Consider the following 12,632-nt stretch of genomic DNA (forward strand, 5'->3'; position numbering starts at 1 on the left):
CTCTGCCTGGCCGCCGATGCGGTGATACGTGACGAGAGAAACACTATGCGGGGACTCGGCGCCATCAAGGCCTGGCGCACCGAGACCGGCAGAAAGTACGACCACACGATCGAGCCGCTCGCGGTGGCCGATCAGGATGGCCAGGTTCTCGTCACGTGCAAGGTCACCGGAAACTTCCCGGGCAGCCCGATCAACCTGGACCACATCTTTAAGATCGAAGGCGACCGGATCGTTGCGCTCGAAATCAAGTAAGGAGCCACTCCTTACGGGTTCGAGGCGCCGACCTCGACCAGGACGCCGCGCGCCATCGCTCCCAGCTCGCGTGGCAGGCGGCCCAGCTCGCGGTGCCGCGCCACCAGCGTCAGCTTGCGGGAGATCTGCGGGCCTGGCAGCGGCGCCGTGACGAGCCGCGCGCCGGAAAGCGCCGCCTCACGGATGCAAAGCGGCGTCGTGATCGCAAATCCACGCCCCGCGGCAACCATGGACGTCACGCCATAGGGCGTGTCGAACTCGAACGCGCGCGGCGGCGTGAGGCCGAGCCGGCGGATATGCGCCTCGATCTCGAGCCCGGTCTGCGAGCGCGAGCTGAACCGGATCAGCGGCAGCGACTGCGCGAGCTTGCGCAGCGCGCCGACCGTGCGCGGCGGCTCCGTCCCGGCCGGCAGCAGCAGGATGTACGGCTCCTTGGCGAGCTGCCAGCGCTCGAGCCCAGCCCAATCCTCGAGGTCATCCACGCCGAGGAAGAGATCGAGCCGCCGGGTCAGCAGGTCGCTTGCATGTGACGCGGTGAGCCCGAGCAGGATCGACACCTCGTCGGCCCGCGTCGCGAGAAACGATGCAAGCGGCGCCGTCAGCACGCGCGACAAGGAATCGACGATGCCGACACGGATCAACGGCACCGTTCCGCGCTCGGTCTCGCGCAGGAGCGGCGCGATCTGGCGCGCCTCCGCGATCAGCGCGCCCGCCCGCTGGCGCAAAAGCCCGCCCGCGACCGTGACCGCGAGCGGCCGCACGGTGCGGTCGAACAGCTCGAACCCGAGCTTGCGCTCGAGATCGCCGATGGCAAGCGACACTGCCGGCTGCGTGAGGCCCAGCCGTCGCGCGGCGGACGACATGGCGCCCGTCTCGCAAACCGCCAGGAAGATCTCGAGCGAACGCAGGTCGAATGGCAGCGTGGGTGAAGGCTCGCGCATAGGCGCATAGTATAAGTAAGACTTATATCCCCCACAACGCCGTTTCCCCCTATGGGTAACGGGACCATCGCCAGGGGAGCGTCCAGCCATATGCCGAGTACGCACTATTCGATCTTCTCTGTCCTGCGCGAGGCGCTGCGCGGCCACACGGGCTGGGGTCCGGCATGGCGCGATGCCGAGCCGAAGGCGGAATACGACGTCGTGATCGTCGGCGGCGGCGGCCACGGCCTGGCCACGGCCTACTACCTCGCCAAGCACTACGGGCCGCTCAGCATCGCCGTCGTCGAGAAGGGCTGGATCGGAGGCGGCAACGTCGGCCGCAACACCACCATCGTGCGTTCGAACTACCTGCTCCCCGGCAACATCCCCTTCTACGAGTTGTCGATGAAGCTCTGGGAAGGCCTGGAGCAGGACCTCAACTACAACGCCATGGTGAGCCAGCGCGGTGTCCTGAACCTCTATCACTCGGACGCCCAGCGCGACGCCTATGCCCGCCGTGGCAACGCCATGCGGCTCCACAGCGTCCACGCCGACCTTCTGGACCAGGCCGCCGTGCGGCGCATGGTGCCGTTCCTCGACTTCGAGAACGCGCGCTTCCCGGTACAGGGCGGGCTCCTGCAGCGGCGCGGCGGCACCGTGCGCCACGACGCCGTGGCCTGGGGCTACGCGCGCGGAGCCGACAGACTCGGCGTCGACATCATCCAGAACTGCGAGGTGAAGGGCTTCCGCCGTGAGGGCGGCCGCGTCACGGGCGTCGAGACCTCGCGCGGCACCATCGGCACCAAGAAAATCGGCATGGCCGTTGCCGGCAGCTCCTCGCGCGTCGCCGCGATGGCGGACCTCAGGCTCCCCATCGAGAGCCATGTGCTGCAGGCGTTTGTCTCCGAATCCATCAAGCCCTTCATCGACGGCGTCGTGACTTTCGGCGCCGGGCATTTCTACATCAGCCAGTCCGACAAGGGCGGCCTCGTCTTCGGCGGCGACCTTGACGGCTACAACAGCTATGCACAGCGCGGCAACCTGCCGGTGGTCGAGGACGTCCTCGAGGGCGGCATGGCGCTGATGCCGCGCATCGGCCGCGTGCGCCTGCTGCGCCACTGGGGCGGCATCATGGACATGTCCATGGACGGCAGCCCGATCATCGACACGACGCCGGTCGAGGGGCTCTACCTGAACGCCGGCTGGTGCTACGGCGGCTTCAAGGCGACGCCGGCCTCCGGCTACTGCTTCGCCCACCTGATCGCACGCGACGAGCCGCACCCCGTGGCCCGCGCCTACCGGCTCGACCGCTTCGCAACCGGCCACGCCATCGACGAGAAAGGCATGGGCCCACAACCCAACCTGCACTGACCCAAGAAACGGACAGGAAAGATCCGCGATGCGCATCGCATGCCCCCACTGCGGCGAACGGAGCCTCGACGAGTTCCTCTACTCGGGCGACGCCACCGTCAGACGGCCGGACTTCGCGAGCCCGACAGCGATGGACGAGTTCATCGCCTATACCTTCGAGCGCACGAACCCGGCGGGACCCCATCGCGAGCTCTGGTATCACGCCGCGGGCTGCCACGCCTGGCTGGTCGTGACACGCAATGTCGCGACCCATGCCATTTCCTCGGTCGAGCCGGCGCGCGACGTCGCCCTTGCCGGAAAGCCAGAAACGAAGGACGGCGCGTGATGGCAACCGCAGATCGTAGAGGGAACGGCCGCCAGCCGAACCGCCTGGAGACGGGCGGCCTGATCGACCGCAGCCTGACCCTGCACTTCACCTTCGACGGCAAGACCTATGTCGGCCACCCCGGCGACACGCTCGCCTCCGCGCTGCTCGCCAACGGCGTGCGTCTGACCGGCCGCTCGTTCAAGTACCACCGGCCGCGCGGCATCCTCTCCGCCGGCTCGGAGGAACCGAACGCGCTCGTCGAGCTACGCGCGGGCGCCCGCCGCGAGCCCAACACAAAGGCCACCGTCGCTGAGCTCTTCGACGGCCTCGCGGCCGCGAGCCAGAACCGCTGGCCGTCGCTTGCCTTCGACCTGATGTCGGTCAACTCGCTTCTCTCGCCGATCTTCGTGGCCGGCTTCTACTACAAGACCTTCATGTGGCCGGCTGCCCTGTGGGAGAAGCTTTACGAGCCGTTGATCCGCCGCGCCGCGGGCCTCGGACGTGCCTCCGACGACAGCGATCCCGATACCTACGAGAAGGCCACCGCCTTCGCCGACGTGCTGGTCATCGGTGCCGGCCCCACGGGCCTCGCAGCCGCCCAGGCTGCGGCGCGCACCAGCGCCCGCGTCATCCTCGTCGACGAGAACGCAGCCCTCGGCGGCCGCGCGATCGACGATGTGGCGGAGATCGGCGGCAACCCGTCCCACGAGTGGGTCAAGATCGTGGAGGCCGAGCTTGATCGCAACCCCGAGGTCCGCGTCCTGCGCCGCACGACCGCCTTCGGCTGCTACGACGGCAGCACCTACGGCGCCGTCGAGCGCGTGAGCGATCATCTCGCGCGCCCGGGGCCGGGCGTCCCACGCCAGCGGCTGTGGCGACTCGTCGCCAAGCAGGTGGTGCTGGCCACGGGCGCCACCGAACGCCCCCTCGTGTTCGGAAACAACGACCGTCCCGGGGTCATGCTCGCGGGCGCCGTGCGCACCTACATCAACCGCTTCGGCGTCGTGCCGGGGCGGCGCGTCGTCGTCTTCACCAACAACGACTACGGCGCGACGACGGTGACCGACCTCACGAACGCCGGCGCCGAGGTCGTCGCGCTGGTCGACAGCCGCCCACAGCCGACAGCAGAGGTTCAGCGCCTCGCCGATACGACCGGCGTGCGCCTGATCTCCGGCGTCGTCACAGGTGCCCTGGGGCGGCAGACCGTCTCCGGCGCCCGCATCCGCGCCCATGGCGGCGACACGGTCGAGCTCACATGCGACCTCATCGCCGTCTCAGGCGGCTGGAACCCCAACATCCAGCTCACCACCCACCTCGGCGGCAGGCCAGTCTGGGACGATCGCCTGTGCGCCTTCCTTCCCGGCGCGCTGCCTCCGCGTATGTCGGTCGCTGGCGCCGCCGCCGGCGATCTCATCTTGGACAAGTCGCTCGCCGGAGGCATCGCCGCCGGCTCGGCCGCGGCAACGGAGAGCGGCCACAAGGCGGTCGCAGTACCCGTGCCCGCCTCCACGGCCGAGAGTGACGCCATCACGCCGCTCTGGCGCGTCGCGGAGCCCGACGGCAAGGCCTTCGTCGACCAGCAGAACGACGTCACCGCGAAGGATATCGAGCTGGCCGAGCGAGAGGGCTTCCGCGCCGTCGAGCACCTGAAGCGCTATACGACGCTCGGCATGGCGACCGACCAGGGCCGCACCGCCAACGTCAACGCGCTCGCCATCATGGCCGAGATCACGGGCCGCTCCATCCCCGAGACGGGATGCACGGTGGCGCGCCCGCCCTACACGCCCGTCGCGCTCGGAGCGCTCGCAGGCCACCACCGCGCCAAGAGCTTCAAGCCGACACGCCTCCCGCCGTCCTACCGCTGGGCCAAGGAGCAAGGCGCCGTGTTCGTCGAGACCGGCCTGTGGCTGCGGCCGAGCTACTTTCCACGACCCGGCGAGCGCGACTGGCTGGAGACGGTCTCGCGCGAGGTGACGACCGTGCGCAACGCGGTCGGCATCTGCGATGTCTCAACGCTCGGCAAGGTCGACATCCAGGGCCCCGACGCAGCGACCTTCCTCGACCGCATCTACATGAACGGCTTGAAGACGCTCGCTGTCGGCAAGGCGCGCTACGGGGGCATGCTCCGCGAGGACGGTATCCTGATGGACGACGGCACCGTCGCCCGCTTCGGTGAGAGCCACTACTTCATCACCACGACCACCGCCAACGCCGTCAAGGTCGTCCAGCACATGGAATACTGCGCGCAGTGGCTGTGGCCGGAGCTGGATGTTCAGATCGTCTCCGCCACCGAACAGTGGGCGCAGTACGCCGTCGCCGGTCCTAAGTCGCGCGCGCTCTTGCAGAAGGTTGTCGATCCGACCTTCGACATCTCGGACGCGGGTTTCCCATATCTCGGCATCGGCGAGATCACCGTCGGCGGCATCAAGGCGCGGCTCTTCCGCCTGTCGTTCTCCGGCGAGCGCGCCTACGAGATCGGCGTCCCGGCCCGCTACGGAGACGCCCTCATCCGCCGCCTGATGGAAGCCGGCGCGGAGTTCGGCGTCTGCGCCTACGGCACGGAGGCCCTCGGTGTGATGCGCATCGAGAAGGGCCACATCTCCGGCCCCGAGCTCAACGGCACCACGACGCCGCGCGACGTCGGCCTCGGCGGCATGGTCTCGACCAAGAAGGACTTCGTCGGCCACGTGCTCGGCAAGCGTCCGGGGCTGGTCGATCCGGACCGCCCGGCGCTAATCGGCTTCCGCCCCGTGGACCGCTCCGCGCGGCTGCGCTCGGGTGCCCATTTCATCGCACGCAATGCGACGCCGACCGCCGAGAACGACGAAGGCTACATGACCTCCGTTGCCTACTCGCCGTCCAACGGGCACTGGATCGGGCTCGGCCTGTTGAAGCGCGGCCCGGAGCGCATCGGCGAGATCGTCCGCGCCGTAGACCCGGTGCGCGGCGCCGACACGCTGGTCGAGGTGGTCTCGCCGGTATTCGTGGATCCCGAGGGAGGACGCGTTCGTGGCTGATCAGGCACTAACTCCGAGGTCCGCGTTCATGGACTGGCATCCGCCGGCGACACTCGATCTTGCCGTGTCCGCGCGCGAGACGCTGACCATGGCCAGCTTCGCCGCCATCCGCGGCAAGGAGGAGGCGCTGCGCGAGGCCATCCGCGCCGGCTATGGCGCCGAGCTGCCGTACCATGCCGCCCGCGTCGCAGGCGTCGGCATCACCTTCGTGTGGGCCGGCCCCAACCAGTGGCTCGCCGTCGCCGAGCGCGAGAACGGCCGCGACCTCGAGGCCGAGCTCAAGGAGCAGCTTGCCGGCATTGCCTCCGTGGTCGACCAGTCGGACGGGCGCGTCGTCGTGCGCATCTCGGGACCCCGCGCCCGCGACGTGCTCGCCAAGGGCGTTCCGATCGACCTGCATCCGCGCGCGTTCAAGCCGGGCGACGTCGCCATCACCCACGCCAGCCACATCGGAATCATCCTGTGGCAGACGGACGACGCACCGACCTACGAGGCCGCGCTGTTCCGCAGCTACGCCGACAGCTTCGCCCACTGGCTGTTCGAGAGCGCAGCCGAATACGCCTCGACGCGGTGAGGGCGCCCCACTAACGGCGCTCGTAGATGATGATGGAAAGATAGACCGCCGGCAGCTCGAGCAGCTTGTCGGGTCCGTGCAGCTCGGACGAATCGAACATGATCGAATCTCCGGGCTCGAGCAGGTAGGAGCGCTCGCCGTGGGCGTAGCTGACCTTCCCGCTCAGCATGTAGATGAACTCGATGCCCGCATGGCGGAACTCGGTGTAGGTATCGGCGTCCTTGTTGAGCGTGATCAGATAGGGCTCGACCGCGACCTCGCCGCCGAGCGACTGGCCAAGCAGTTGATAGTTGTGCCCGACTTTCGTGCCGCGGCGTCGGATCGCGACGCCTTCGCCGCTCTTGACGTAGGAACAGCCGCGCCCGCGATCGTAGGTCGCGAGCAGCATGGTGAGCGGCAGGTTGAGCGCCGAGGCGAGGAGCTGCAGCGTCGAGAGCGACGGGGAGATCTGCCCGTTCTCGATCTTGCTCAGCATCCCGGTCGAGATATCGGCAACGGAGGCAAGCTCCGAAACGGTGAGCCCCGCATGCTTGCGATACTCGCGCACCTGGGCGCCGATGGCGTTCTCGAGCGTCCTGACCACGATGTCGGGCGCGCCGGAGCCTGTCGTGAGCTGCGCGGCAACCTTCGCACGCGTTCCTGTTTTCTTGCCTGCCTTGGGCTTGGTCATCGTCTTGCCGCCGTTGATGCTCGCGTCCGCGCAGAACCGCGCTGCCGCATTGAGGCCCAGACGGCAATCAAGGAGATCACCGAATGCGGGCGAAGTGAACGGGCAGCGCGATACCGCTAAGGTCAATTGTCTTAAGACGAACTAAATCTCCCGAAAAGAACGGCTCGAGAACGACGGCAGCAAGGCGGAGGCTAGCCCGCGGCCATGCGCCATCCGGCTCATACTCGCACATCGCGGGGGGCATGGTCTCTTGACGTGCGAGCCTGCTTCGTCATGCTCGCACCCATGCTGACTCTCTCTCTCCTCCGCCATGCCAAGTCGAGCTGGGCCAACCTGGAGCTCGACGACCACGAGCGCCCGCTCGCCAAGCGCGGCGCCAAGGCGATTCCTGCCCTGGCGAAGTTCATCCGCCAGGAAAAGCTGAGGCCGAGCCTCGTGCTATGCTCAGACGCCATGCGCACGCGCGCCACCCTCGCCTTGCTGCTGGCGGAGCTGGGCCCCCCCGCCCCGCGCGTGATCTACGACGAGACGCTCTATCTCGCATCCCCCGAGACAATCCTGGCCGCGATCGCACGCGTGGACGATAGCGATCCGCACGTGCTCGTCGTGGGCCACAACCCGGGCCTCCATGCGCTTGCGCTCGAGCTGGTGGGCGAGGGAGACCGCAAGGCGCTGGCCATGCTGGCGCAGGAGTTCCCGACCGGCGCCTTGGCGGTCTTCTCCTTTGACGCCGCAAGTTGGCAGGAGGTGAGGAACGCCAGCGGCCACCTCGAGCAATACACGACGCCGCGCCTGCTCGCGTCCTAGGGTGAGGCGCCCTAAGCCGCGATAAGCACGTCCTGCAAGAGACGCAAGCAGCAGATGAACCCCGTCTCCTCGAATGCAATGCACGGCCTGTCCGCTCCGGGGCCGGCGAACGAGGACACGAGCGTCAGACCGAAGCCATAGTGGGACGGCGCCTTGGATGCGGCACCGCCACGCTCCGTCCACCCCACCTCCAGATACCGCTCCGCGCCATGCTCGAAAAACGTCCAGCCTACGGCCACGGATCCGTCGGGCGAGCGAAGCGCGCCATGCTTTGCCGCGTTGACCGCAAGCTCGTGAACAGCGAGCGAAAACGTCTGCACGGCGGAATGGGCCAACCGCGCCGGAGGCCCGTTTGCCGTGACGCGATGGGAGATGTCCGCCAGCACCGCATCCATGATGTCGGCGATCTCCGTCCCATTTTCGTCAGCCATGGCGATCATATGATGCGCCCGCGCAAGCGCACGGAAGCGGCCCGCAAGCGTATCCCGCACCTCGGAGAGGGGATGATCCCCCTGGAGGGTGCGGTGCGCGACGGACTGCATGATCGTGAGCAGATTCTTGCTGCGGTGGATCTGCTCTCCCACGCGGGCCTTGAGGGCATCGGCCGTACGTTTCTCGTCTGCGGCCGCGACTCCCAGCTCGGCCACTTGGCGCCCAAGCGCCTCGATCTGACCGTCACGCTCGGCCAGGGTGGCCCTGAGGCGCGCCAGCTCGAGAAGGCAAGCAACGTTCGCCGGCAGCAGCTCCGCTGCAAGAGGCGCCGGCACGTATGCGAAGGCGCCGGGCACGGGGCAACCGCCCGCACCAAGCTCCGCCATCCGTCCCGAGATGACGATCACGGGTGGGCCGGACGAAGCCCCCAGAGCGATCCCGGCGACGTCGACGGGCGCTCTGTCCGCCGCGCCGTCGAGATTGACGAGCACCGCCGCAAATCGGTCGGCGCCGAGGAGCTGGCGCGCGTCCTCACCCGGCGCCACGGTGACCACCTCGCGGGCGAGCCGCCCGAGCAGATCCCGATAGGTACCGTGCCGCTCTGCAACGGCATCGACGACGAGAAGATCAGCCGGCACTCCGGCACCAGACATGGAAGGACCTTGCATCGAAAGAACAGAGACCGATGGCTTCCTACGTAAAACGCGGCGCACGCGTGAGTTCCCAGCGCGTCGGAAACCCGTCCGGCCAAGCGCCGATCAAAGATGCGCCTTGGGAGCCACCAGATCGTCGATGAGACGCCGCACCACCTCGAAGTCGAACGGCTTGGACACGGTCACGCGCTCGCGAAAGGCATCGGGCATCGACTGCACACCATGCCCGGTCGCGAAGGCGAAGGGAATGCCACGCTTGCCGAGCGCCTCCGCCACCGCAAAGCAGTCGTGATCGCCAAGCGTCACGTCAAGGATCGCCGCATCGATCGGCGTCGAGGCCACGAGCTCGAGCGCCTGCCCTTCGGAATGGGCCGGCCCGACAGTCTCATGACCGTACTCGGCGAGAAGATCGCTCAGCATCATCGCGATGAGCGCCTCGTCGTCGACAACCAGCACACGCGCCATCCAGATCCACCCTTTTTAAGGCTTGGAGCCCAGCTAGCCGGAGACGACCGCCGGTGTCCGGGGCATGGACTTGCCCAACGGCGGCTTAAACCGGCATCCACGAACGTGGATCACGTCTGGGTGCGATTCAATAAAAATCCGTTCACACTTTCTAGATGGGCAAGCGAAGGCGAGGCAGAACTGCCCGCCGATCGCTCCCTCTTGACGAGAAATCAGACCCGATCCCGTTCAGGGCCTGGCAGCCCTGGCGCCTGCAGGGGGAGTCGAGGTGGCAAGCCTCGGTCCGCGCTGGAACCCGGCCGCCGAGGCGTCCGGAACGCGAGCGTTGGTCCCGAAGAACAGCGCCTGGCTGACCAGGGCTCGGACCGTATTCGGCTCGAACGGCTTGGTGATCAGGAACGTCGGCTCCGGCCGTTCGCCCGTAAGCAGGCGCTCGGGGAACGCGGTGATGAAGATCACGGGAAGATTGAAGCCGAGCAGGATCTCGTTCACGGCATCGAGGCCGGAGCTGCCGTCGGCGAGATGGATGTCTGCGAGCACAAGCCCCGGCGTCTTTCTCTTGACCTCGGCCACCGCTTCGCGATGCGTACGGGCGATGCCGGACACGCGGTGCCCCAGGCCCTTGACCAGCGCCTCGAGATCCATCGAGATCAGCGGCTCGTCCTCGATGATCAAAACGTCCGTTGCCGTCTGCTCGGCGATCTGCTCGCCGGCCTCCTCGATGAGCTGGGTCACCTCGTCGGTAGAGCATTCAAGGATTTCGGCGATCTGCTGCGTCGTGAAGCCTTCGACCGAGGCGAGCAGGAAGGCCTGGCGCGGGCGCGGCGTGATGGCCTCCAGGCTGCGATCGGCCTGCGTCTTCGGAGCAATGTCGTCTCGGTTGAGGCTGATGGAGTTCCAGACCTTGAGGAAGCACTTGTAGAGGCCGACCCGCTTCATGTTGCCTTCAGGGAAGCTCTGCGGGTCGGCGACCAGCGTCTCGAGCACGGCCACCACATAGGCGTCGCCGCTCTCCTGGCTTCCGGTGAGCGCGCGGGCAAAGCGCCTCAGATACGGAAGTTGAGGCGCGATCGTTTCGGCAAGCGACATGATTTTCTCCCTACTGAGCAGACCCGCGACGGGGAACCCGCCGGGCCGCGACCCTCGAATCTAACGCAGACCCGGATCTGAAAGTTCCATACGGTAAAGATGTCATAAATATCAACGCGCTATCACATGCGATACCTCAACCGCGCGCCGTGTCCTTGACGAGCCGGCTGCCGTGCGCGGTGGGGTTCGCGGCGCTGCCACCGCTTTTCAGCTCGCTGTCGCCGAGCAGCTCTACCAATCGGTTGCGCGCGCGGTTGACCCGGCTCTTGATCGTACCGACTGCACATCCGCAGATTTCGGCCGCCTCCTCGTAGGAGAACCCTTCAGCCCCCACGAGCACCAGCGCCTCGCGCTGATCGGATGGCAAGAGCCCGAGCGCGGCCCGGAAATCGGCGAGGTCGAGATAGCCGTACTGCTCCGGCTGCACGGCCAGCGAGTTCTGGTACTGATCGTCGGGATCGTCCACCTCGCGCCTGAGCTTCCTGTGCTGCGAGAAATAGACGTTGCGCAGGATCGTGAACAGCCACGCGCGGAAGTTGGTGCCCGGCGTGAAGGAGTCGCGGCTGTTCCATGCCTTGACCAGCGTCTCCTGCACGAGATCGTCCGCGCGCGCAGGATCGTTCGCAAAGGAGCGCGCAAACGCGCGCAGATGCGGTATGGCCCCGACCAGGGATTGCTCGAAGTCCGGCGCTGCCATTCTCAGCTATTGCGCCCCTTGTCGCCATGCTCGGTATTCTTGAGTTCGTTGAGAAGCTGGATAAACTTCTCGGGAACCTGCTCGTTCACGATCTCTTCGTAGCTCTCGCGAAGCTTGCGCCCGAGAGCGCCCTGGATGGCCTCGTCGAGGCTTGCCGCTGGCTCGATATCCATGGTGTTCTCTGGCACGATACTCTGAGCCGGTTGAACGGATTTTGGAGTGCTCATCGTTATTGGATCCCTCGGAACCTATCCCGCACCGTCGACCGATCGGATCGATCCCTGACCCGTCTTCTTGCGATCATGGACCATGTCGGCACGCCCCCGTCGATCGGCGAGTCCGGATGGCCGAGCGTCGCGCGCCATCCGAACCCGTATTCTGACTTGCTCTCTCCCCCGTGTCTCGCGGCGTCTTGAAGTTTGGGCAACAGCCAGGAAAAACAAGCATTGTCATCGCTGTAGCACCAAAGAACGGCAAACGGAGGTGGTCGCACGCGTGACCTGGAACGCCCCAGTGGCAGGCGGGTTCCACGCCCTACCCATTCGGGAGGCACCCAGCGGCAGCGGAGCCACACTGGAACCCCCCGCGCCGCACCTGCGTTAACCGGCCACGACCCGGCTTGAGGGAGAGCCGGATTGAGCGACGCGTTCGCATAGCTGACGCCACCCGCACCCCCTCCCCGACCCTAGAGCACGGGTGGCGTTATGCTCGTGGTGCCGGCAGGCAGCTCCCTCCCGATCATGCCGCCGGCACCACACCCCCATCTTGCATCTGAGCCCGGAACCGCATGGGAACCCACCGCATGGGAACCCCATGAGCACGGTGCATGCTGGCGGTCGGTTGAGTGCCGCTTCATGCGCCACGTCGCACAACAACCGAGCTTTGATTGCTGCCCAACCTTTCCTATGATGGACCGGCTTTCCGGGAGACGGAGCGGCTCATGTACCAGGCGGCCTGGCGGCAGACGACCTACCGGTTCGACGATCTCAAGACCTTGATGGCGAAGGCCACGCCGCTGCGCTCCGGCGACGTGCTGGCCGGGGTCGCGGCAACCAGCGCCGAGGAGAATGTCGCCGCCAAGATGGCTCTGGCTGACGTTCCCCTCAAGCGCTTCCTGACCGAGGAGCTCATCCCCTACGACGACGATGACGTGACCCGGCTGATCATGGACCGGCACGATAAGCGGGCCTTCGCTCCGGTCTCCCACATGACGGTCGGCGAGTTTCGCGATTGGCTTCTATCGGATAAGGCGACCACCAGGACCCTCGCCAAGCTGGCGCCGGGCCTGACGCCGGAGATGGTCGCGGCCGTGTCCAAGCTCATGCGCAATCAGGACCTCGTCCTCGCCGCCCGCAAGGTCTCGGTCGTCACGCGCTTC

General features: G+C 67.0%; 14 protein-coding genes. 7 read left to right on the forward strand and 7 right to left on the reverse strand.

From position 1 onward, the window contains the following. On the forward strand, positions 1–252 hold a 252-nt coding region (locus IT540_RS01580; RefSeq protein ID WP_291172317.1), incomplete at its 5' end, for a nuclear transport factor 2 family protein. 11 nt (positions 253–263) lie between these two features. On the opposite strand, the gene IT540_RS01585 is transcribed toward IT540_RS01580, so the two are convergent. Beyond that, positions 264–1,193 carry a LysR family transcriptional regulator gene (locus IT540_RS01585; protein ID WP_291172320.1) on the reverse strand — a complete coding sequence of 310 codons (930 nt, stop codon included), beginning with the start codon at positions 1,191–1,193 and terminating at the stop codon, positions 264–266. Positions 1,194–1,283: 90 nt separating this feature from the next. Between IT540_RS01585 and IT540_RS01590 the strand changes: the two genes are divergently transcribed. Genes IT540_RS01590 through IT540_RS01605 form a run of 4 tightly spaced genes read left to right on the forward strand, consistent with a single transcriptional unit; the run spans position 1,284 to position 6,441 of the window. Next, positions 1,284–2,543, forward strand: a complete 1,260-nt coding sequence (locus IT540_RS01590; protein ID WP_291172323.1) for a sarcosine oxidase subunit beta family protein — start codon at positions 1,284–1,286, stop codon at positions 2,541–2,543. 28 nt (positions 2,544–2,571) lie between these two features. Next, positions 2,572–2,868: a sarcosine oxidase subunit delta gene (locus IT540_RS01595; RefSeq protein ID WP_291172325.1), complete on the forward strand. Its 297-nt coding sequence runs from the start codon at positions 2,572–2,574 to the stop codon at positions 2,866–2,868. Beyond that, on the forward strand, positions 2,868–5,867 hold the full coding sequence (locus IT540_RS01600) for a sarcosine oxidase subunit alpha family protein (RefSeq protein ID WP_291172328.1): 3,000 nt from the start codon (positions 2,868–2,870) through the stop codon (positions 5,865–5,867). The genes IT540_RS01595 and IT540_RS01600 overlap by 1 nt, the downstream gene beginning before the upstream one ends. Further along, positions 5,860–6,441, forward strand: coding sequence for a sarcosine oxidase subunit gamma family protein (locus tag IT540_RS01605; RefSeq protein WP_291172330.1), 582 nt, complete (start codon positions 5,860–5,862; stop codon positions 6,439–6,441). Before IT540_RS01600 ends, IT540_RS01605 begins: the two co-directional genes overlap by 8 nt. Positions 6,442–6,451: 10 nt before the next feature. Here IT540_RS01605 and IT540_RS01610 read toward each other — a convergent pair whose 3' ends face one another. Further along, on the reverse strand, positions 6,452–7,111 hold the full coding sequence (locus IT540_RS01610; protein ID WP_291172331.1) for a helix-turn-helix domain-containing protein: 660 nt from the start codon (positions 7,109–7,111) through the stop codon (positions 6,452–6,454). A 273-nt stretch (positions 7,112–7,384) separates the two neighbouring features. On the opposite strand from IT540_RS01610, the gene IT540_RS01615 reads away from it, so the two are divergent. Continuing rightward, positions 7,385–7,918 (forward strand): histidine phosphatase family protein, encoded by a 534-nt coding sequence (locus IT540_RS01615; RefSeq protein ID WP_291172333.1) that lies wholly within the window; start codon positions 7,385–7,387, stop codon positions 7,916–7,918. Between the two features lie 11 nt (positions 7,919–7,929). Here the strand turns inward: IT540_RS01615 and IT540_RS01620 are convergent, their stop codons facing one another. From IT540_RS01620 to IT540_RS01640, 5 genes are all read right to left on the reverse strand, one after another. Beyond that, complete coding sequence (locus IT540_RS01620) at positions 7,930–9,003, reverse strand: sensor histidine kinase (RefSeq protein WP_291172335.1); 1,074 nt, start codon at positions 9,001–9,003, stop codon at positions 7,930–7,932. 105 nt (positions 9,004–9,108) lie between these two features. Then, on the reverse strand, positions 9,109–9,468 hold the full coding sequence (locus IT540_RS01625) for a response regulator (RefSeq protein WP_291172337.1): 360 nt from the start codon (positions 9,466–9,468) through the stop codon (positions 9,109–9,111). 228 nt (positions 9,469–9,696) lie between these two features. After that, positions 9,697–10,557 carry a response regulator gene (locus tag IT540_RS01630; RefSeq protein ID WP_291172339.1) on the reverse strand — a complete coding sequence of 287 codons (861 nt, stop codon included), beginning with the start codon at positions 10,555–10,557 and terminating at the stop codon, positions 9,697–9,699. 136 nt (positions 10,558–10,693) lie between these two features. Continuing rightward, positions 10,694–11,254, reverse strand: a complete 561-nt coding sequence (locus tag IT540_RS01635; RefSeq protein WP_291172341.1) for a sigma-70 family RNA polymerase sigma factor — start codon at positions 11,252–11,254, stop codon at positions 10,694–10,696. Positions 11,255–11,256: 2 nt separating this feature from the next. Beyond that, positions 11,257–11,427, reverse strand: coding sequence for a NepR family anti-sigma factor (locus IT540_RS01640; RefSeq protein WP_291172342.1), 171 nt, complete (start codon positions 11,425–11,427; stop codon positions 11,257–11,259). Between the two features lie 767 nt (positions 11,428–12,194). Here IT540_RS01640 and eutB point away from each other — a divergent pair. Next, positions 12,195–12,632, forward strand: a 438-nt coding sequence (gene eutB, locus IT540_RS01645) for an ethanolamine ammonia-lyase subunit EutB (protein WP_291172343.1), incomplete at its 3' end; no start/stop codon positions are given.

Source organism: Hyphomicrobium sp., from assembly GCF_020852195.1.
GTDB lineage: Bacteria > Pseudomonadota > Alphaproteobacteria > Rhizobiales > Hyphomicrobiaceae > Hyphomicrobium_C.